Raw genomic sequence first — 20,537 nt, 5'->3', positions numbered from 1 at the left:
TACGGGGCTGCAGGGCTACGGGCAGCTGATGCGGATGTCGCCCGGGTCGGTGGTGCAGGTGTCTGTGTTGTAGCCGCCGTTGGCGGTGTCGTTCCCGCCGATTCCGTCGACGGTGTTGAGGGTGTCGGAGCCGAAGTTGCCGACCACGGTGTCGTTGCCGGGGCCTCCGATGAGGGTGTCGTTGCCATAACTGCCGTCGATGTTGTCGTTGCCGGGGCCGCCGTGGACGGTGTCGTTGCCGTAGCCCGGGCGGATGGTGTCGTTGCCGCTGAGGCCGCAGATCACGTCGTTGACGAAGCCGCCGTTGAGGCTGTCGGCGCCGCTGGTGCCGATGATCGTGCAGCCCCGGGCGTTGTTGACGGTGGTACCGGCGGTCGCGCGGTCGTTGCCCGCCATCGGATCCGGCTCCGCCGCGTCCGCCGTGGCGGTGTCGGTGAGGGTGCCGGTCGCGCGGGGCTCGGCCAACACGGTCACGGTGGCGGTGACTCCGACGGCGAGGGTGCCCAGGGTGCAGTTCGCGCTCGTGGCGGTGGTGGTGCAGCTGCCCCGGCTGGGCACGGCCGACAGGAGGGTGCCGCCGGCTCCGGTGAGGACGTCGGTCAGCGTGACGGCGGTGGCCCGGGTGGTGGCGCTGGTGTTCTGTACCGTCACTGTGTACGTCGCCTGGTCACCGATGCTGACGGTGCCGGACCGGACTTGGTGACGGACAGGTCCACGCCGGGCGGGGTCGGGATTCCGCCACCCCCTCGTAGCGGGCCAGCGCGAAGTCGTCGCCCGGCCCGCCGCCGCCGGCGACGATCCTGCCGTCCGCCTGCAGCGCCACCGAGCGAGCCCATTCGATACCCCCGAAGCCCGTGGTCACCAGGCCGTCGCCGCTGAAGCCCGTGTCCAGGCTGCCATTGGTGTTGTAGCGGGCCAGCGTGAAATTGCCGCTGGCGCCCACGGCAACCAGCCTGCCGTCGGACTGCTGCGCCACGTCGTACGCTGCTCCGCCCCCTTGGGGGGTGGTCACCATGCCGTCGCCGTCGAAGGTGGCGTCCAGGCTGCCGTTCGGGTTGTAGCGGACCACTGTGAACCAGCCGATGCCGCCCTCGAGATTCTCGCTGGTGCCGACGACGACGATCTTGCCATCGGCCTGCACCGCCACTCCGTTGGCAGCGCGCTGCCGCCGCCGATGTCGGTGGACACCTTTCCGCCGCTGCCCAACGTGGTGTCGAGACTGCCGTCGGCACCTGCGCTGGTGCCGAAGTCGGTGAGTACCGTACCGTCGCCGCCGAAGGTGGGATCCAGGTCGCCCGGGGCTGCCAGTGAGGTTCCGGGCAGCGCCACTACGAGCGCCAGGGCCACGGCGACCGCCGCGCCGATTCGGCCGGCGCGACGCCTGCGGCTGTGTCTTGCGACTCGTCCCAATGCTCTTCGAGCACCACAAATGAAAGTCGACATGCAGACCTCTCTGCCTCTGATCGCCCTGCGATCTCTCACCCGTTGTGACGGGCCACAGCTTCTGGCCGTTGCCACGGCGAAGCCTCAAAGGCTCGCCACACTGGGCTCGCTGGACGCAGTGATCCACCTCACGGAGTGAGGGGCGATCACAAGCAGCTCGCCCAAGGCGGAGTTGGGGTCACGCGCGGCGCGGCGGGCCCTCCGCGACTTGGCAGCGGGAGTCGGCCGCCGGGGGATCTGCCGAGCCCTACCCGTGAGTAATTTGGCTGATCATGGTCTCACCGCGACTGTTTCTGCACCTCTACGCTCCGATTCACCGCGCCGCGGTGCTGCCCCGACACGATGGTCCGAGCCAGGTGGAGCCCCAGTGAGACGAACGCAATGCCACAGCGGACACCGTGCCGGGGTCCGGAGGGCCAGTGCCGCCCTTGCCGTGGCACTCGGCCTCGTCGGAACAGTCGCCGCGGCGCCCGCGGCGCCCTCGGCGCCCTCGGCATTCGCGATACCCACGTCAGCGGAATCGGGGCCGGAGCTTGCGGCGGCGGCCCAAGCCGCTGCGGGGCCCTCCTTCCGCCGCGTCGACATCCCGATGAAGGACGGTGTCGTCCTCAAGGCGAACGTGTTCTCGCCTGCCCCCGGCACTCCCGGTGCCGATGCGCAGGGCCGGGGCCGCTACCCGGTGATCGTGCAGCCGGCCAGCTGGGGACAGAACGACCTCGAGTACGTCCTCCAGGGCAAGCAACTCGCCGCAGCCGGCTATGTCGTGGTCACCTACACGGTCCGCGGTTTCTGGCTCTCGGGAGGCGAGGTCGACGTCGCGGGCCCCAGGGACGTGGCGGACATCTCTGCGGTCATCGACTGGGCCATCGCCCGGACACCGACGGATCCGCAGCGTATCGGCATGACCGGTCTCTCCTTGGGTGGCGGCCTGACGCTGATGGGCGCCGCCGCCGACCCGCGGATCAAAGCGGTGGCCGCGATGAGCGGTTGGGGGGATCTGGTCGACTCGCTGTACAGCGGCGAGACCCGGCATCTGCAGGCCGTTGCCGCACTCACCGCCGTCCAGGCGCCCACGGGCCGCGAAAGCGCGGAGTTCCAGCGGATGCTGACCGATCTCTTCGCCGACCGGAACATCCCCGACGTCATCAGATGGGCGCGAACCAGGTCCCCCGGCGCGTACGTGGACCGCATCAATGCCCACGGCACGGCCGTCTTTCTTGCCGGCGCCTGGGGGGACAGCATCTTCAACCCCAGCCAGATCACTGCCTTTTATCAGAAGCTGACCGGCCCCAAGCGGATCGAGCTGCGTCCCGGCGACCATGCCACCCAGGAGGTCAGCGGCCTGCTCGGGCTGGACAACGCCACCTGGGCGAGCGCGCTTCGCTGGTTCGACGAGCACCTCAAGGGCAGCGGCAGGACCTCCCGGCCGCCGGTGGAGCTGGAAGTGCGGCCCGGCGGTGCACACGAGAGCTATCCGTCCTGGCAGGCAGTCAGTTCCCGGACCGAGCGGCTGCAGCTCGGCCGGGCGGACGTCTTCGGCACCGGTGTGCTCAGCGGTGGCACGACCGGGAGCGACGCCACGGCTGGGACGGGATGGCGGACGTCGGTCGTCGGCGGTATGAACTCGGGCGCTGACGGCGGTATCACCGAACTGTCCGGACTGCTCGACCAGTTGGTCCAGCTGCCTCCCGTCGTGGCGCTCCCGTTGCTGCCCCGATGGGCCGGAGCTGTATGGCAGTCGGCGCCGTACGCGACCCCGCGGCACATCCGCGGAGTCGTCAGGCTGCACACGACCGTCACGGCTTCCGCGCCGCAGGGCACGGTGATCGGCTACCTCTACGATGTGAATGCCCTCGGCGTGGGGAAGCTGATCTCCCACGCTCCGCAGGGCTGGTCCGGCAAGGCCCCAGGCCGAGCCTTCCCGCTCGACATTCCGCTCTTCGCCACCGCCTACGACCTGCCCGCAGGACACCGGCTTGCTCTGGTCCTCGACACTCAGGACCCGCTGTACGGCGGTCGCACTCCGCTGGGCAGCAGGGTGTCGTTCGGCTCGCCGGATGACGACCCGTCCGAGGTGGTGTTGCCCCTGCGCTGAGCCCAGACTCGTAAACGACGGTCAGCCGCCGAGCGCACCCACCGTGGTGGCCCGGACATGAGGACGGGCGAGATTGTCCGGGCGCAGGATGAACTGCAGCTCGTCCTTGGTCAGCAGACCCTTGTCGAGGACGAGTTCATGGACGCTCCGGCCGGTCGTCAGGGCTTCCTGGGCGACGGCGGTGGCCTGCTCGTAGCCGATGTGCGGGTTCAGCGCGGTCGCCAGCCCGATGGAGTGGGCGACGATGTCGGCAAGGTGCTCCCGGTTGGCGGTGATGCCGGTGACACAGCGCTCGGCGAGGGTCAGACAGCCGGACCGCAGGTGCGTCAGACTCTTCAGCAGGCTGTGGGCGATGAGCGGTTCGAAGGCGTTCAGCTGGAGCTGGCCCGCCTCGGCGGCCATGGTTACCGCCAGGTCGTTGCCGATGACCTCGAACGCGATCTGGTTGACCACCTCGGGGACGACAGGGTTCACCTTGCCGGGCATGATGCTGGAACCGGCCTGCACCGGCGGCAGGTTGATCTCGGCAAAGCCTGCGCGCGGTCCGCAGGACAGCAGCCGAAGGTCGTTGCAGGTCTTGGAGAGCTTGACGGCGATCCGCTTCAGCACTCCCGACAGTTGGACGAATGCGCCCGCGTCCTGGGTGGCTTCGACGAGGTCGTGTGAGACGGTCAGCGGAAGTCCGGTGATGGTGCGCAGATGCTGGGAAGCCAGCGCCGCGTACTCGGGGTGGGCGTTGAGTCCGGTGCCGATGGCGGTGCCGCCCAGGTTGATCTCGCGGATCAACTCGCATGCCTCGGTGAGGCGCTTGTGGTCCTCTTCCAGCATGACGGCGTACGTGGCGAACTCCTGGCCCAGGGTCATGGGCACCGCGTCCTGCAGCTGGGTACGGCCCATCTTCAGGACATCCGTGAACTCCTCCGCCTTCGCGGCAAAGGCGGAGCGGAGCACCTCCATGGCGTCCAGCAGACGCTGAGCGGTGAAGTCGAGGGCGATCTTGACGGCGGTCGGGTAGACGTCGTTGGTGCTCTGCCCCGCGTTGACGTCCTCCAGCGGGTGCAGGTTGCCGTACTCGCCCTTGTGGTGACCGAGGAGCTCCAGGGCGCGGTTGGCGATGACCTCGTTGGCGTTCATGTTCGTCGAGGTGCCCGCGCCGCCCTGGATCACGTCGACCACGAACTCGCCGTGGAGTTTCCCGGCACGGATCTCCTCGCAGGCGCTCACGATCGCGTCTGCCTTACGGCCGTCCAGCAGGCCGAGGTCGCGGTTGGCGAGGGCAGCTGCCTGCTTGACGCAGGCGAGGGCGGTGACGAGGTCCGGGTAGGCCGAGATGGGGGTGCCGGTGATGGGGAAGTTCTCCACCGCCCGCAGGGTGTGGATGCCGTAGTAGGCGCCGGCGGGGATGTCCCGGTCGCCGAGAAGATCGTGCTCGGCGCGGACCTCGGGGTGGTGGACCTGGTCGTGCGTGGCCATGGAGGTGCGGACTCTCCTGTCAGGTGCGCTACGGCGCGGGGTGAGCTATGAAATGGGGCGGCTGGATCTCCGCGGCGTGCAAGGAGATCTGCCTGCTGGCGTCTACGCCGGGACGAGTTCGGCCGACGGGTCGGCGTCGGCGGACATGGCCTCGCCGAGCGCGTGGCGCAGCACCCCTTCCCGCTCCCGCGGGTCGGTGGCTGCGAGCAGCGCGGTGAGCACGGCGATCCGGGCCTGTCCGGCCCGCAGCGTGCCGGTCGGCACGGCGCCCGCGGCCACGAGGTCGACCGCGCCGCCGTGGGTGTAGATCTCGGTAATCGGTCCGGCCTGGACACGGGTGGTCAGGGCGACGAGCACGCCGCGGGAGGTCGCGGAGGCGACGGCCTCGACGATCTCGGGGGTGGCGTTGCCGGCGCCGGTGGCCACGAGGACGATTCCCTGGGCGCCCGCGTTCAAGGCCGCTTCGAGCAGGACCGGGTCGGCGTCGCAGTGGTGCATCACCATGTCGACGCGGGGCAGGTTGTCCGGCAGACCGGGAAGGGCCAGCGCGGCCGGGCGCCGGGGGTGGCGCAGTACGGAGACCCGGCCGAAGCCGATGTTCCCGATGCGGGCGCCGGACGGGTCGCCGAATGCGTCGGCGGCGAGCGTCTGCGTTTTGACGGTGCCGCGGGCGGAGTGCAGCTTGCCGTCGAAGGCGACCAGTACTCCGAGACCACGCGTCGTCGCGGCGGTCAGCAACGCGTCGTGGAGGTTGTCAGGTCCGTCGCCGTCTGCCGCGTCGAGCGGGAGCTGGGCGCCGGTGAAGACGACCGGGCGCGGGTCGTCGTGGTGGAGGTCGACCAGGAACGCCGACTCTTCCAGGGTGTCGGTGCCGTGGGTGACGACGATGCCGTCCACGCCGGGGTCGGCGAGCACCTCGTGCACTGTGCGGAGCAGGGTGAGCTGGTGAGCGGTGGTGAGACGGGGGCTGTTCACGCTGAACAGATCGACGACCTCGACGGTGACGCCCTCGGGCACCGCGGCGGTCGCCATGACCTCTTGGCCGTGCGCGTCGGCTGCGAACCCTGAACCTTGCCAGCGGCTGGCTATCGTCCCGCCGGTGCTGATGACGACGACGCGTCCCACAGTGCCCACTCCTCGTTCGTGCCGCAGGTGCTGCGGCGAGTTCGACGGGGCACGCGGCCCGGCTTCGCTCGTGGCCCCGGCCGGGCTGCGCCCCATGACTGACCCGGGGATGCCGGAACGGTCGGACGCAATGATAGAGTCCTTGCTTCGCAATTTGGTCGCCAATTTTGGCGCGCATGAACGAATAGTGTGGTGAATAATTGCGCCATGGATGAGATCGATCGAGATATCTTGCGCGAGCTTCAGAACGATGGACGGCTGAGCAATCAGGAGCTGGCGCAGCGGGTGGGTCTGACCCCCTCACCCTGCATGCGCCGTGTCCGGCAACTGGAGCAGGACGGGGTGATCCAGGGCTATCGCGCGGTGATCGACCCGGAGGCGGTCGGCCGGAGCTTCGAAGTCCTCGTCTCCATCGAGGTGAAGCGCGACCGTGAAGTGGTCGAGGCTTTCGAGGCTGGCCTCCAGGACATCCCCGACGTCATCGAGGCGTACCGGCTCTTCGGCAGCCCCGGATGCCTACTGCGTATCGCGGTCGAGGACCTGCGCGCGTACGAACGGCTGTGGATCGAGAAGTTGACCTCACTGTCCGGCGTCACCGAGGTCAACTCGCAGATCATCATGAAGCGGATCAAGGAGCCTCGCGGTCTGCCGGTGGACGGCTGATCCTCGGTGCTCCGCCCATCAGAACAGGCGGATCCGCGCATCGGCGACAGGGAGCTGTTTCAAGACCCTGTGCCCCGGCTGCGCGGGGAGCGGTGACGGCGGTAGTAGGAGACGGTGACGGCGGCGAGCAGGGGACCCCACAGGACCAGCGGTTGGTAGAGGATGCCGACCACGAGGTCGCCGGTGTCTGTCATGTCAGCGTGCGGGTACGTCCACCACCAGGGAACGTTGGCCCACAGCAAGGTCAGTGCCACCGCGCCGATGGCGGCTGGAACGACGGCGGCCATCGGGCGCACGGCGCGCCCTCCGATCAGTGGTATCCAGCGCGGCACGACCTCGCCCCAGGGCCGCACCAGGCCGATCGTCAGGATGGCGAGAAGCTCGCAGACCACGCTCAGCGTCAGCATCCAGACCTTCGCGCCGAGCGTCTCGAAGTCGTGGCCTGCGTGACCGGCCGCGAGGCGGACTGACCGTCAGACTTGGGACAGGGATTCGGCTGGCAGCGATCTTCGGCGGCGGGATTCGTTGTGGCCGACGCCTGCGCCGCATAGCGTTGATTGCGTCCCGACAATCGTGGCGGAGGCCTACGTGAGCGATCCCCTGAGCGCGACCGCTGTCCATGCCTTTGGTGACGACGTGCTGGGAGAGCACGACGCCGTGAGCCTGGCCAAGCTGATACGCGATGGAGAAGCAGACCCGGTCGAGGTGGCGCGGGCCGCCGTGGAGCGGGTGCGGAAGGTCGGCGGGGATCTGCACGCCGTGCAGGTTCCGGCGTATGACCAGGCCGTCGCCTCCGCCACGGGCGGGCCGGGGACCTTCGCGGGGGTGCCGACCTTCATCAAGGACAACGTCAACTACCGCGGCCTGCCCACCGGCTTCGGCAGCGCCGCGTACGTGCCGCGGCCGGCGAAGCGGCACGCGCCTTTCGCCCGGCAGTTCCTGAGCACCGGCGTGACGGTGCTCGGCAAGACCCGGCTGCCGGAGTTCGGTTTCAACGCCACCACCGAGTTCGAGAACGCGCCATCGGTATGCAACCCCTGGCACACGGGGCACTCTGCGGGCGGATCATCGGGCGGCAGCGCTGCGCTGGTGGCCTCCGGCGCCGTGCCGATCGCGCACGCCAACGACGGCGGCGGCTCCATCCGCATCCCCGCCGCCTGCTGCGGGCTGGTCGGCCTCAAGGCCACCCGCGGCAGACTGGTCGCCAACGAAGAAGGCCGCACCCTGCCCATCAACCTCGTCAGCGACGGGATACTGAGCCGGTCCGTACGGGACACCGCCGCGTTCTTCGCTGCCGCGGAGCAGCACTGGCGCAACCCGAAGCTGCCACCGCTCGGCCTGGTCGAGGGCCCGTCGCAACGTCGGCTGCGTATCGGGCTGTTGCTCGACTCCCCGACCGGCATCACCACGGACGCAGCCACCCGAGCTGCCGTGACGGACACCGCAGCCGCCTTGGAGAAGCTGGGCCACACCGTGGAGCCGGTGCAGATCGTGCTGGACGGACGCTTCGCCGAGGACTTCGTCACCTACTGGGGCTTGCTGTCCTTCCTCGTGGGCGCCACGGGCAAGCGGCTGGACCGCCACTTCGACCGGCGCCGCATGGACGGTCTCAGCCAGGGCCTACGCGCCCACTACCGGCGCCGCCTGAGCAGCACCCCCGCGGTACTGCGCCGGCTGAGCCGCTCCCGCGAGGCGTACGCGACGGCCCTGCGCGACCACGACCTCATCCTCTCGCCGGTGCTTGCACACACCACGCCGCCACTGGGCCACCTCAGCCCCAATGTCCCGTACGAGACGCTGATCGAGCGACTTACCTCCTACGTTGCCTTCACCCCGCTGAACAATGTGGTCGGCAGCCCCGCGATCTCCCTGCCCGCGCGCTTGGCGACCGAGGAGGGCCTGCCCATCGGGGTGATGTTCTCCGCCCGGAACGGCGACGAACGCACGCTGCTGGAAATCGCGTTCGCGTTGGAGGCCGACCGGCCTTGGCGTCGTATCCAGGACGGCCGACCGTCGACGCCTTGACGACGACCACCACGAGGCGCGGGGGAAGGTCATGAACTGCACCCCATTGACCACCTGTTGCTGATTCAGTGGCCGCCCGCGCTCAGGGACAGGGCCCAGAGTGCCGTGTACGGGACCAGAAGCAGAGGGGCCGAGCCCAGCCAGGAGCGCAGTCGGCGACCGCGTGCGAGCGGGAGCACGACATCGACCAGCAGGGCCATGGCCAGGACGAGCGCGCCCGTCACCAGCAGGAGCAGCATCATCGGACCGCCGTGGTCGAGCGTGTGGTAGTCGCAGTTCGTCGCAACACCAACATCGGCCAAAGTGCGGCAGTCCATGGGCAGATACTGGGTGAGCAGCCACTGGGCGCAGTACAACGGGGCGATCGCAGGCACGCCCAGCAGAAGGTTGACCAGGACGGGGGCCCACAGCGACTGCCGTGGCCGACGCCCCTCATTCACCGCCGCCTCGTCAGGCACCTGCAGCGTCTGGTTCGTTCGCATACTCTCGCCGCTCCGTTCGGTGCACCCGCCCATGGTGAGTTTCAGGGATTCTTGCGCGGAGCCGCTGCGGCGACCCTACGAGGTCCGCGACGCCTCCGCCGAAGATTACCTGGGCCGCATCGCAAAAATCCCGTGCCCCGGCCACACCAAGTTCCCTACACTCACCAGGAATCGTGCGCTGCGACATCGCAGCGCGCGCCTTGACGAGTGAGGGGAGCCGGGCCGTGCGTGACCGCACCGCTGTCGTTGTTCCCCCGTCACGGTACGAGGTGATCCTGGTGTCTTCGTCTGTCCGGCGCCGGCTGCGCGGCCGCCGCTGGATCTCCGCGACGAACACCTGACCCCCTGTCTGTTCGGCCTGAACCAACGCCTCGGAAACACCCCGGGACGTTGAGTCGCCGCCTTGAGGGGTTGTGCGTGGCCTGATCCAGGTCTCCGTCCGTCCGGGAAATCGCGCTGACTTGCTGTCGGTCCTTCCTGAAAGGCCAGAGTTGTGCGCACCGAACACCGTCACTTCGACCACTTCGACAATCCGCTGTCAGGCGTCCGCAATCTGGGCATCCTCGCCCACGTCGACGCCGGCAAGACCACCGTCACTGAACGGATCCTGTATGTCACCGGCGCAACGTACAAACGTGGCGAGGTCCATGACGGTACGACCGTCACCGACTTCGATTCTCAGGAGCGCGATCGTGGGATCACGATCTTTGCTGCTGCGGTGAGCTGTGACTGGGACGGCCACCGGATCAACGTGATCGACACTCCCGGCCACGTCGACTTCTCCGACGAGGTGGAGCGCTCGCTGCGTGTACTCGACGGTGCCATCGCGGTGTTCGACGCCGTCGCGGGTGTCGAGCCCCAGAGCGAGTCGGTCTGGCGTCAGGCCGACCGCTACGGGGTGCCGCGGATCGCCTTCGTCAACAAGCTGGACCGTACCGGTGCCGACCTGGACCTGGCGGTCGAGTCGATCCGGAAGAGGTTGCACACGGTTCCGCTGGTGGTCCAGCTGCCGATCGGCCAGGAGGACGGGTTCGTCGGTGTGGTCGATCTGCTGCGTATGCGGTCGCTGGTCTGGTCCGAAGGTTGCGACACCTTCGAGGACGGCCCCGTACCGGAGGCCTTGAGGGATGAGGCATGCCGGCGGCGTCGGTTGCTCGAGGAGGCGGTGGCGGAACTCCACCCGACCGCGCTGGAGGAATTCTGTGCAGAGTCAACCCTCTCCGCGCAGACGCTGGCCACTGCCCTGCGCGACCTGACACTCGCCGGTGACGCCGTGGTGGTGCTGTGCGGATCGGCGTACCGCAATCGCGGGATCGAGCCGCTGCTTGAGGCTGCCGTGGCCTACCTGCCCTCGCCGCTGGATGTGCCGGCGGTGCGCGGCACCGTCGACGGCTCGGTGCAGGAGCGGGTCGCGGACCCGGCTGCGCCGTTCGCCGCGCTGGTGTTCAAGGTGAACTCGACCGCGACGGGGAGGCTGACCTACCTGCGGGTGTATTCAGGAACGATCGGAAAGGGAGAGGCGGTGCTGGATGTGGAGGCGCGGCGTACCGAGCGGATCGGCCGGATCCTGCGCGTGCAGGCCGACCGGCACGCGGAGGTGGAACGGGCGGTGGCCGGGGACATCGTCGCAGTGGTCGGAGTGAAGGCGGCGCGTACCGGTGCCACGCTTTGCACACCGGCAGCGCCGTTGATCCTCGAACCGCCGAGGGTGGCCGATCCGGTCGTCTCCGTGGCAGTGGAGGCGCGCAGGAGCATCGACACCGACCGTTTGGTGTCGGCGTTGGCACGACTGGTTGAGGAGGATCCCTCGCTGAGGGTCCGGACTGACCGTGAGACCGGTCAGACGGTGCTGTCGGGCATGGGCGAGCTGCATCTGGAGGTCGCGGCGGAGAAGATGCGTCGTGCGCACGGTCTGGATGTCAGCGTCGGCCGGCCGCAGGTGGCCTACCGGGAGACGGTCTCCCGTGGGGTGTCCGGGCTGGTGTACCGCCACGTCAAGCAGGATGGAGGCGCCGGCCAGTTCGCCCATGTCGTCCTCGACGCACAGCCGTTGGAGGAGGCAGGGCTTGACGGCAACGGCAACGGCAACGGCAACGGCAACGGCGACGGCAGCGCGGTTGACTTCGTGTTCCGGTCGACCGTTGTCGGCGGACGCGTGCCTGCGGAGTACGTCCGGGCGGTGGAGGCCGGATGCCGGGACGCTCTCGCCGAGGGCCCCCTGGGCGGTCATCCGGTCACTGGGCTGCGGGTCACCCTGACGGACGGCGCCACCCACTCCAAGGATTCCTCGGAGATGGCGTTCCGTACCGCCGGTCGGCTCGCGCTGCGGGAGGCACTGCGCGCGTGCGCGATGGTGCTGCTGGAACCGGTGGCTGAGGTCACGGTCACGATGCCCGACGACGCCGTGGGCGGTGTCCTCGGCGACCTGGCGGCACGGCGCGGCCGTATCTCGGGCTCGACCGCGCGGGCAGGCACGGCAGTGATCACCGCTACCGTGCCGCTGGCCGAATTGTTCGGCTATGCCTCGCGGTTGCGCAGCCGAACCCAGGGCCGGGGCACCTTCACCAGCCGGGCCACCGGCTACGCGCCGGTGCCAAGCGGCGTGTTGAGCGGGATGCCGTCACGGTAGACCCCAATAGTGGCCCCGCCCTCGTACGGGCGGGGCCATCACCGTCACCATGATTCCTCCGCCGAGATCGGAGCGGCAGCGGCCCCCGCACCGCCCGCTCGGCAGCGTCCCTACGGGTCAGCAGCTCAGCGGCCTTCGGTGCGCGCCGGGGGAGCGGGAAATCCCGGGCACGCAAAAAGCCCTGGGCCGGCGGCTCAGGGCCCTTTCGTTGTTCCAGGCCCATGTGCTCGCGATCGTCATGCCGATGCTTCGGCCGACATGAGTCTCTCCAGCTTGTCGAGACTCTGAGTCCAGCCTTCGTCGTGCAGGGCGTAGCGATCCTCGGTGGCGAAGCGCCCCTGTGTGAACACCAGCTCTGTTGCCTGACCGCCGAGATCGTAAAGCGAGAGCGTCACCACTGTCTCGCGGTCGTCGGGGTCGGGTTCCTCCCACCGGAAGGTGTAGGACAAGCGTGCCGGAGGATCGACGTCACGGTATTCCCCCGCCAGATGGAACAGCTCTCCCTCCGGGGGCTGCATGGCGATCCGATAGCTGCCGCCTGCCCGAAGGTCGCAATCCACCTCCGGGATGCTGAACCCGTCAGGGCCGAACCACTTAGCAAGCTCATGCGGTTCGGTCAGGGCACGGAATACGACCGTGCGCGGTGCGCGCAGGATGCGCTGCATACGAAGGGTCAGCCCCGCGTCGTGTGTCATCACGGACTCCTCGTGCCGAAGGCGTCGAGATCGAAGACCAACTCCATCGTATGAGCACCGCCTGGGCCGTGCCGCCCGGCCGTGCAAGCTGCGGCCGGAGCGGTACGACGCCGCGTGGATGAGGCCACAGGGCCCATGGGAGGGAACGCTTCGGCAGTGCGTAGCTGTGATGTGCGGACGCTGTGGACGACGCCGGGGTCAGATCCCGGGTCCGTAACCGGGGTCCGGCTGCTGGCGGGGGGTCCACCACTCGGTGAGCCCCCACACCCCGAGGGCGAGTGTGGCCACGGATGCGAGTGCCGCGACCCACGGACGGTGCAGCCACCTCATGGTCAGCGCCCAGGCGAACAGCGGAACCAGAACGCCGCCGAGCACGATGAGAGGCAGATCAACGAAGAGCACGCTCAGATCGCGGGCATGGCCCTCGAATCCGCCGTCGATGCTGAATGCGGCCCGCGGTGCCCACACGAGCGCCGCGGTCGTCGCACCGAGGCCGGCCAGGAAGCATCCGGCGGCGCCCCCGGTCTTCGGATTCGTACCCGTGGACCGTCCCGCGGTTCTTTCGCTCATGCCCGCGAGAGACGCGGCGGCACGGTGCGCGGTTCCCGCACGAGACGGCGCCGCCCCGCGGTCATCGCACACGATACGGATCAGCGCACGATCGAACGCGCGATGCGGAATCCTACGTCGTCGACCCGGAAGCTCGGGTGGCTGCGGCGCCGCGCGGAGGCCCGGCAGCTCCAGTGCTCGTCGAACCAGCCACCGCCACGGAGCACCCGGTAGGCGCCGTAGACCTCGGCGTCGTAGATGTCCCAGCACCAGTCCCAGACGTTGCCGAGCATGTCGTAAAGGCCCCACGGGTTGGGCCGCTTGCCGCCCACGTCGTGGATTCGCTCGTGCGCGTTGCCGCGGTACCAAGCGATCTCGTCGAGCGGCCCGTAACGCGGTCCGGTTGTCCCGGCATGGCAGGCGTGCTCCCACTCGGCTTCGGTCGGCAGCCGATACCCGTCGGCGGATGCGTCCCAGTCGATGCCTTCGCCGCCGGCATGGAGGTGGTAGGTGGGCGCGAATCCGTCGCGTTGGGACAGGGCGTTGCAGAACCGGACCGCGTCCCACCAAGAAACGCCCTCGACGGGCAACCGGTCCCCATGGGCTGTGCTTGGCCGCCGGCCGGTGATCTGTGCGTACAGCGCCTGGGTGATCGGGAACGCCGCGAGCTGGTAGGGCGCAAGCTCGACCGACCAGCTGCGCTGCGTCCTCCGGTCTGACAGCGTCACCTGCCCCGGCGGGACAGCGATCATCTCGGTTCCTGCGCTCACGTCCATGAGCAGGCGATCTTACCGACTCCTGGCTGCGATGATCACGCTGCCGTCCCGCACGGCTCCCGGGCGTGTGGATGCCCTCGATCAGTCAGTCCACTCCGTGTTCGCCTCGCGCCGCCGCCTCTTGCAGGTAGGCGGAGATCATGGCGAGGTCGTTGCCGATGTCCAGCACACCGTTGACGTCGGTCGTCGGGGTGGAGGCGCCGTTGACGCCGGCGAAGAAGACGTCGAAGCGGCCGTTGCCCTTGTCCAGGTAGCCGGCGATCGTGATGGCGCCGACGGCCAGGCGGTTGTTGAGCGCGTCAAGACCGACGGCGGCGCCGGTCTTGGCGAACACCTTTCCGTGCGCGGGGCAGTCGGTGCAGTTGTCGGCCAGCAGACCGTCGACGCCGAGGATGGGCAGCGCATTCCGGAAGACCCTCGCCTCGGGGGTGCGATGCCAGTACGTCAGGATCTGCACCACGGCCTTCGGCGTGGCCCGGTCGACGGGGTTGCCGCCCCGGCCGTCCAGGAGCTGGATCTGCTTGCGGTCGACGCCCGCGCGCTCCAGGAAGTCGGCCAGCACCGGGAAGCCGTCCATGCAGTCCTGGCTGCCCTTCGCGACGGCCATCAGGCAGAGGGCGAGGTTGCCGCCCAGGTTGTGGCTGACCTTGAAGATGAGCTTGGCGTACTGGGTGAAGGGCGGGGAGGTGTACTGGGCCACGCGCGGCCGGCCCTCGTACCCGTCGGGCAGCCGGTCGACCGGGCTGGGTCCCGTCGCGTCGTTGGTGACCTCCACCCCGGCTCGTCCGAGCGCCTCGATCAGCGCGGTGCGTCCGAAGGCCGCCGGGTCGGTGATGTCGGAGACCTTCAGCGCCGGTTCGGAGTCGGCCGCGATGGTGCCGGACAGTTGGATCCGGGTGCCGTTCTCGGAGGTCGTCACCTCGATGTCGGTCGGCCCCCCGGCCGCCACGGTCCGCACCGTCGACGTGACGCGCAGCCAGGGCGTCGTTGGCCGGTAGCCGGCGTGCTTGCCTCGCTCGAGCTGGGGTCCCGCTCGAGCGGGATGGCCCGTACCGCGCCGTGTCCCCAGCCGCGCCCTAGCGACTCTCGCCTTCAGGCCACGGGAAGCCGAGCGCCTCGGCGAACTCGCGGCTGCCGCCCCTGATCTCCGCGTAGGTCTTCGGGTCCGACGTGGCGAGGAGGTGCAGAGCGGCGGTGGCTCGGTCCTCGGGAGGGGTGCCGTCCTCCGGGAGGCTCCAGATGAACTGCAGCCAGGGGCCGTCCTTGTCCCTCTGCCCGGCGGCGAGCCCAGGCCAGTACATGAAGGACAGCACGGTCACGTCCGGGTCGGTGAAGTCGGTGCCGACCCATCCCGGGCCAGCGTCCCACCGGGTCATGAGGTCCGGCCGGTCTCGCAGGCCCGCGGCGATGAGCCGCCCGGTGTTGCGGGCCGGCCATGCCCATGAGTGGTCGTTCTCGGCACGTGCGATCTCGGTGTCGTAGTCGGCTGCGTTGAAGCGGTACTCGGGGAGCTCGGGCGGCGGCTGCCGGGAAGGCGGCGTGGTAGGGCGGCGCCAGTCGCGCCACACGACGTGGTCCCCGTCGCGGCAGATGGTGACGTAGAGAGCGCCGCAGCAGCCCTCGGTGCAGTAGGCCTCGGCGAGCTGCACTTCCCGGGGTTCGGCCGTGGCCCGCAGGCGGCCGCTGTCCAGCAGGTATTCCGGGGAGTTGGCGGGGCCCCGGCCGAAGGCCTCCGGTACGAGGGGGCGGCCATCGATCAGAAGCCGGGTCTCGACGGTGTCCGGTTCTGCCGGATCGCGCACGGCGACTTCGACTCGGAGCCGGGCCGATGCAGCTCGGGCGGTGAAGGGCTGCCGTGCTGTGCGCCGGATCCAGTGGGCCCGGCGGCGTTCGGCGGGGTCGGTGGGTTCGTCGGCCGGGACAGCGGCCCAGGCGGGCGTAGTCAGTACGGACTCCAGGGTGTCCAGCAGCGCCTCGCGCTGTCCGGGCCGCCAGTTGAGGAGAAAGCTGGGGCCGCTGTGCAGGTCAAGGGCGAGGCAGAGCAGTGTCGCGAAGTGGTCAAGGGTTGGGGGCAGTTGGGAGGCTCGGGCGATGAGGTCGTCATACGCGGTGACGGCGTGTGGGTAGGCGAGGATTTCGGCCCGGAAGTCGCGCAGACCCGTCATCCGGGAGAGCAAACGTCCCGCCTGGGCCACGGTGCGGGTGTCGACCGGATCCTCACGAAGGACGTCGTCGAGCCGGACGGCTTCGGCGATCCTGCGGGCGGTCGAGGACCCCACGGCACGGGGTTCGAGGGGAACCAGCAGCAGCCAGGCGCGGGCAGCTTCGTCGTTGCGCGCGGCGAGGGCGTCGACCATGTGGCGAAGTTCCCGGCCCTCGACGCAATCGGCCAGCCATACCAGGGCCGCAGTCGGGCAGTCGAGGGCGGTGAGGGCCCGGACGGCCGGCCCGGTGAAGCCGCGCAGCAGGCCGAGGACCTTGAGGTACGGCACATCCTCCGGCTCCCCGAGGCGGGCCAGGAGACCGAGGCCGACGCTCACGGTCGGCGTGCTGATGCCTGTGCGCGCCAAGCGGCGGCCAAGGGCACGGGCCCTTGCCTCGTCGTCCAAGGGCAGCTTGGCGACGGCGACACGGATGTGCCGATCCCGTGCGCCCAGTTCATGGAGGCGAAGGTGGACCTCGTCGGCAGCTCGGACGGTGTCCGGGTCGGTCAACAGAGGGGCGAGGACCTTGCTCACGGCCGCTTGGGCCTCGGTCCACTTGAGGCCGCTGTCCTGCTGCTGCGGCGGGTCCGGCAGGGGGTAGCCGCCCTTGGGGAGGCGGCCTTTGGGCTCCGCGCGGTGCAGGCGCAGGGCGTACTCGTACAGGGAGGGCCGAGGGGTGAGCGCGCCGCGCTCTTCCAGGGCGCTCACCGGGCGGGGTGGGACTCGATTCCGTAGGTCATGTGGGGGATCCTGCCAGGCGCGTCCGGCCGTGCGCCAGCGGATTTCGTCGGTCGGGCGAGGGCTTCTTGCACGGGGGAGCGGCCCGGCGGTTGTGAAGCCGCCGGGCCGCCCGATAACTACCCGTACGACAGGAGCCTCACCTGCCGCGATACGCGTCGCGGATCGTCTGGTCGAGCGTGTTGCCCTTCTTGTCGACGACGACCGCCCGGAACGAAATGCCCTGCCCCGCCTTCGGATTGAGCACCGTCACCCCGCCCTTGACGACCTTCACCTTCTTCCACGTCGTGCCGTCGTGACTGACGTACACAGAAAGCGACTTGAGGTTGCCGGGGACCGCGCCCTGGACGGTGACCGGGACCCGCATGAGGGCTCCCGCCTTGGCCGTGGAATCGGCGGCGAGCCGTGGGGTGAAGCGGACCACGGAGATCGGAAGTGCCTCCTCGGTGGTGGTGTGTCCCGAGGTGAACGTCCAGGTCGCCGAGACCTCGCTGGAGACGGTCGATCCGCTGCTGCGCTTGGCCGACGCCGTCAGCTTGAACCTGCCCGGCTCCGCGGGGACGGCGAGACTGTCCCAGCAGTCGAGCAAGGCACCTGCGCCGTCGACCTCCACTCCGTTGCGGTACAGAGTCGTCGAGTACGTGTCATCCAGAGAGTTGCTGTAGGTGTCCGCCGGGCCGGTGAACAGGCCCATGCAGCCCGTGATCCTGTCGCCCTTGCGGAAGACTCCCTCGCCGCTTCGCAGCCCGGGGCCGAAGACTGCGATGCCCAGGTCGTGGCGGTACTTCCTTCCCGACTCATACCGTCTCGGGGGGTAGGTCCCGGTCCCGAAGTCGCCGGATTCCCCGGCCTCGTCCAGCTGCTCCAGTCCGAAGGACCAGGCGGAGTCGTTGTCCGTACTCACGAACACCCTTGCCGGGCCGGGAAGCGGTCGCGTCACGTACGGATTGAGGAAGGAGCCGTCGACGCCTTCGAAGCGCGGGGCCGCGACAAGGTTTCCGTTCCTGCCGGGGACCGACGCGCCGAGCCTCAGGTCGACCTGGGCCAGTTCACCGGCCTTGGGGTGACGTTCGAAACCGGTGGCCAGCCGGGTCACCTTGGCGCCGTAGGCGTGGCGGTACTCCTTCGTGCCGTTGACGTCGAAGGCGTTGAACTGCTGGAACAGCGTGCCCTCCGTCGAGAAGTCCGGCCCGACCTGCGCGACACGCATCTTCGCGAACGAGTTGCCGACCGAGCCGGCCGAGAACCCGCCGTCGGGCGTACGCAGTTCGAGGAAGGTCTCGGCGAACACGCGCTCGGCCGCGGGGTCTGGACTCGTGATGTCGACCGGCCGGCCCGTGCGGGCATCCATGGTCACCGTCGTGTCCGCCGAGACATCGACGTGCGGCGCGCTGATCTGGTCCTCGTCGTCCCCGGTGGAAACCGGCGAGTGGACGAAATAGACGCCCTTCGGGACGCGCAGCGTGTAACTGCCGGGTTCTCTGCTGCGCAGTTCGTAGTCCCCGGTGGGTCCCGTCAGGCGGTGGACGGAGTCCCAATACCCCGACGGCAGTTGCCCGTCCCGCCCGATGTGGCGGACCGTCAGGTCGTAGCTCTCGATCTCGCGCTCCACCGCCGCCGCGGTCCGCACGGTCCCGCCCGACCCCTTCGCGGTCACCGCCGCGCTGTACACACCGTTGAGCCCACCGCCAGGCCGGGTGTCCGCCGTCAGGCGGACCGTGGCCGTGCCGCCGGCCGGGACGGTCAGGTGCTCGCTGTCGAGAGTGAACATGTCCGCGGGCGCGGGCTTTCCGTCGGGCCCCACCCCGCTCACCGACAGATCCAGGGTGACCGGCTCGCCCCCGAGATTGCGGTACGTGATCTTCCTGGGCTCGGGCTCGTTGTCCCCGTGCGGGTACAGCTGTTCCTTGAACCCGACCGATGTTGGCTCGGCGACGACCGTCTGCTTGATCGCCGAGGCGAGGTCGATACGGCCGTTGCCCTCGGTGAACACATTCGCACCGCCCGGCCGGGCACTGCCCGTGAGCCCCGCCTTGAGTTCCTTGCTCGTCCACTCGGGATGCTGCTGCTTGAGCAGGGCCGCGGCGCCCGCCACATGCGGGGTGGCCATGGACGTGCCCGAGATGGTCACGTAACCCGGAGGCTGCTCGCCGACCTGCCGTGCGATCAGACTGTCGGGAGCGGAGGCCGCGGTGATGTTCACCCCGGGGGCGGTCACATCGGGCTTCACGGTGCCGTCGCCGGTGCCGTCGCTCCGGTGCGGGCCACGGCTGGACGTCTCGGCGACGACATCGGCATCGTCGACGGACCCCACCGTCAGTGCCGCGTCCGCGCTCCCGGGTGACTCGACACTCTTCGCCTCGGGGCCCGAGTTGCCCGCCGCGGCCACGAACAGGATTCCGCGCTCGGCGGAGAGCCTGTTCACGGTCTCCTCCAGCGGGTCGAGCAGTTCGATGTTGAAGCCGCCGAGGCTCAGGTTGACGATGTCGGCGTTCTGGGCGGCGGCCCACTCCATCCCGGCGACGATGCTCGAGTAACTGCCGAAGCCGTTGTCGTCGAGCACCTTTCCGTCCAGAACGCGGGCGCCGGGGGCCACGCCCCGGAACCTGGCCGCGGACTTGGCTCCCGTACCGGCGGCGATGGATGCCACATGCGTGCCGTGGCCCACCCGGTCCTTGGCGTCGGCCGCCTCGGAGAAGTTCTGCTCGGCCTCCTGCCGGCCCTGCAGATCGGGATGGGTCTCGTCGACGCCGGTGTCCAGAACCGCTAGGCGTACGTCCTTGCCGTCGTAGCCCTGTGCCCACGCGGCGGGGGCGCCGATCTGCGGAACGCTCTTGTCCAGGTTGGCCTTCACCAGGGCGTCGAGCCAGATCCGCTCGACCCCGGGGGCGGCACTGCGGGACGCGGCAACTCCGCCTGCAGCCTTGGTCAGGGTCTCCCAGACGTCTGTCGCCGACGCGAGAGGCACCTGGAGCGCTTCCGCGTCGATACGCGGGAAGCTGCGCCGGACCCTGGCCGAACCGTCCTCGTGCAGCCGGCTCTTGAGCGTCCTGGCGGCCTGCGCGCGGGCCGTCTTGGTGCCAGGGCCGCCGTAGCTGACGATCAGCCGCAGACCGGAGCGGTCACGCGTCCGGTATTCGGCCTTGCCGAGCTCGGCCACGTCGAACAGCCGCTTGTCGACGCGCCCGGTCTGGATCAGTTGCTGCGCGTCGCGCGGAACGACGAAGGTGCTGCCGTCCTCGGTCCGGTCGAAGCTGATCGGTATGCCTTCGCGGCCCTTGCCGGGGACGATCCGTACGGGCTTCCCCTCGGCGTCGGTCCCCACCTTGTCGCCGGTGATCAACGTAATCCAGTGCTTGGGTGTGCCGTGACCGGCGGAGCTGTCTGCCTTGGCCGCGCCCTGTCCGCCGGCTGCCGGGGCGTCGGCCGCAGAGGCGGTCGCCGGTCCGGCGACGAGTAAGAGCGCCGCCGCCGCGGCGACCGCACCGAGTCCGCTGTGTTTTCTTCGCAATGCTCCCCCTCGTTGAGACCCCTGAGCCCGCGAGTGAACCCTGGAGTTCCTGAACAGAAGACGCGACGAGCGGACCGGAATGTTTCATGGTCAGTTCCTTCGGCCATAGCCGGCCCAGGTGAGGAGCGT

The 20,537-nt window shown here is 69.4% G+C and carries 16 protein-coding genes; 4 read left to right on the top strand and 12 right to left on the bottom strand.

All coding sequences use genetic code 11. The features are described from left to right. Positions 1 to 15: 15 nt before the first annotated feature. Together ABZS64_RS13440 and ABZS64_RS13435 are read right to left on the bottom strand one after the other, a co-directional pair. Positions 16 to 651: a hypothetical protein gene (locus ABZS64_RS13440; RefSeq protein ID WP_355827629.1), complete on the bottom strand. Its 636-nt coding sequence runs from the start codon at positions 649 to 651 to the stop codon at positions 16 to 18. 16 nt (positions 652 to 667) lie between these two features. Beyond that, the gene (locus tag ABZS64_RS13435; RefSeq protein WP_355827626.1) at positions 668 to 1,141 is read right to left on the bottom strand and encodes a delta-60 repeat domain-containing protein; all 474 of its coding nucleotides are present in this window, start codon (positions 1,139 to 1,141) and stop codon (positions 668 to 670) included. Positions 1,142 to 1,810: 669 nt separating this feature from the next. Here ABZS64_RS13435 and ABZS64_RS13430 point away from each other — a divergent pair. Next, positions 1,811 to 3,538, top strand: a complete 1,728-nt coding sequence (locus ABZS64_RS13430) for a CocE/NonD family hydrolase (protein ID WP_355827624.1) — start codon at positions 1,811 to 1,813, stop codon at positions 3,536 to 3,538. A gap of 21 nt (positions 3,539 to 3,559) precedes the next feature. On the opposite strand, the gene aspA is transcribed toward ABZS64_RS13430, so the two are convergent. Then, on the bottom strand, positions 3,560 to 5,011 hold the full coding sequence (gene aspA / locus ABZS64_RS13425) for an aspartate ammonia-lyase (protein ID WP_355827621.1): 1,452 nt from the start codon (positions 5,009 to 5,011) through the stop codon (positions 3,560 to 3,562). A gap of 102 nt (positions 5,012 to 5,113) precedes the next feature. Then, positions 5,114 to 6,136: an asparaginase gene (locus ABZS64_RS13420; RefSeq protein ID WP_355827619.1), complete on the bottom strand. Its 1,023-nt coding sequence runs from the start codon at positions 6,134 to 6,136 to the stop codon at positions 5,114 to 5,116. A gap of 207 nt (positions 6,137 to 6,343) precedes the next feature. Here ABZS64_RS13420 and ABZS64_RS13415 point away from each other — a divergent pair, with 207 nt between their 5' ends. Beyond that, positions 6,344 to 6,799 (top strand): Lrp/AsnC family transcriptional regulator, encoded by a 456-nt coding sequence (locus ABZS64_RS13415; protein WP_355827616.1) that lies wholly within the window; start codon positions 6,344 to 6,346, stop codon positions 6,797 to 6,799. A 59-nt stretch (positions 6,800 to 6,858) separates the two neighbouring features. Here the strand turns inward: ABZS64_RS13415 and ABZS64_RS13410 are convergent, their stop codons facing one another. Continuing rightward, on the bottom strand, positions 6,859 to 7,206 hold the full coding sequence (locus ABZS64_RS13410; protein ID WP_355827613.1) for a hypothetical protein: 348 nt from the start codon (positions 7,204 to 7,206) through the stop codon (positions 6,859 to 6,861). 181 nt (positions 7,207 to 7,387) lie between these two features. On the opposite strand from ABZS64_RS13410, the gene ABZS64_RS13405 reads away from it, so the two are divergent. Beyond that, entirely contained in the window at positions 7,388 to 8,824 is a 1,437-nt protein-coding gene (locus ABZS64_RS13405) for an amidase (RefSeq protein ID WP_355827611.1), read from the top strand. 65 nt (positions 8,825 to 8,889) lie between these two features. On the opposite strand, the gene ABZS64_RS13400 is transcribed toward ABZS64_RS13405, so the two are convergent. Next, complete coding sequence (locus tag ABZS64_RS13400) at positions 8,890 to 9,306, bottom strand: hypothetical protein (protein ID WP_355827608.1); 417 nt, start codon at positions 9,304 to 9,306, stop codon at positions 8,890 to 8,892. A gap of 493 nt (positions 9,307 to 9,799) precedes the next feature. Between ABZS64_RS13400 and fusA the strand changes: the two genes are divergently transcribed. After that, positions 9,800 to 11,935: an elongation factor G gene (fusA, locus tag ABZS64_RS13395; protein WP_355827605.1), complete on the top strand. Its 2,136-nt coding sequence runs from the start codon at positions 9,800 to 9,802 to the stop codon at positions 11,933 to 11,935. A gap of 236 nt (positions 11,936 to 12,171) precedes the next feature. On the opposite strand, the gene ABZS64_RS13390 is transcribed toward fusA, so the two are convergent. From ABZS64_RS13390 to ABZS64_RS13365, 6 genes are all read right to left on the bottom strand, one after another. Continuing rightward, the gene (locus ABZS64_RS13390; RefSeq protein WP_355827603.1) at positions 12,172 to 12,630 is read right to left on the bottom strand and encodes an SRPBCC domain-containing protein; all 459 of its coding nucleotides are present in this window, start codon (positions 12,628 to 12,630) and stop codon (positions 12,172 to 12,174) included. A 198-nt stretch (positions 12,631 to 12,828) separates the two neighbouring features. Further along, positions 12,829 to 13,200 carry a hypothetical protein gene (locus ABZS64_RS13385; RefSeq protein WP_355827600.1) on the bottom strand — a complete coding sequence of 124 codons (372 nt, stop codon included), beginning with the start codon at positions 13,198 to 13,200 and terminating at the stop codon, positions 12,829 to 12,831. An 80-nt stretch (positions 13,201 to 13,280) separates the two neighbouring features. Then, the gene (locus ABZS64_RS13380) at positions 13,281 to 13,955 is read right to left on the bottom strand and encodes an SUMF1/EgtB/PvdO family nonheme iron enzyme (RefSeq protein ID WP_355827597.1); all 675 of its coding nucleotides are present in this window, start codon (positions 13,953 to 13,955) and stop codon (positions 13,281 to 13,283) included. Between the two features lie 85 nt (positions 13,956 to 14,040). Further along, positions 14,041 to 14,904 (bottom strand): D-alanyl-D-alanine carboxypeptidase, encoded by an 864-nt coding sequence (locus tag ABZS64_RS13375; RefSeq protein ID WP_355827596.1) that lies wholly within the window; start codon positions 14,902 to 14,904, stop codon positions 14,041 to 14,043. Positions 14,905 to 15,031: 127 nt separating this feature from the next. After that, positions 15,032 to 16,867 carry a hypothetical protein gene (locus ABZS64_RS13370; protein WP_355827593.1) on the bottom strand — a complete coding sequence of 612 codons (1,836 nt, stop codon included), beginning with the start codon at positions 16,865 to 16,867 and terminating at the stop codon, positions 15,032 to 15,034. A 169-nt stretch (positions 16,868 to 17,036) separates the two neighbouring features. After that, entirely contained in the window at positions 17,037 to 20,408 is a 3,372-nt protein-coding gene (locus ABZS64_RS13365; protein ID WP_355827590.1) for a S8 family serine peptidase, read from the bottom strand. Positions 20,409 to 20,537: the final 129 nt, after the last annotated feature.

This window comes from Streptomyces sp. NPDC005408 (assembly GCF_040606445.1).
GTDB lineage: Bacteria > Actinomycetota > Actinomycetes > Streptomycetales > Streptomycetaceae > Streptomyces.
Note: the sequence above shows the minus strand (reverse complement) of the source record. Positions and strands in the feature narration are given on the sequence as shown.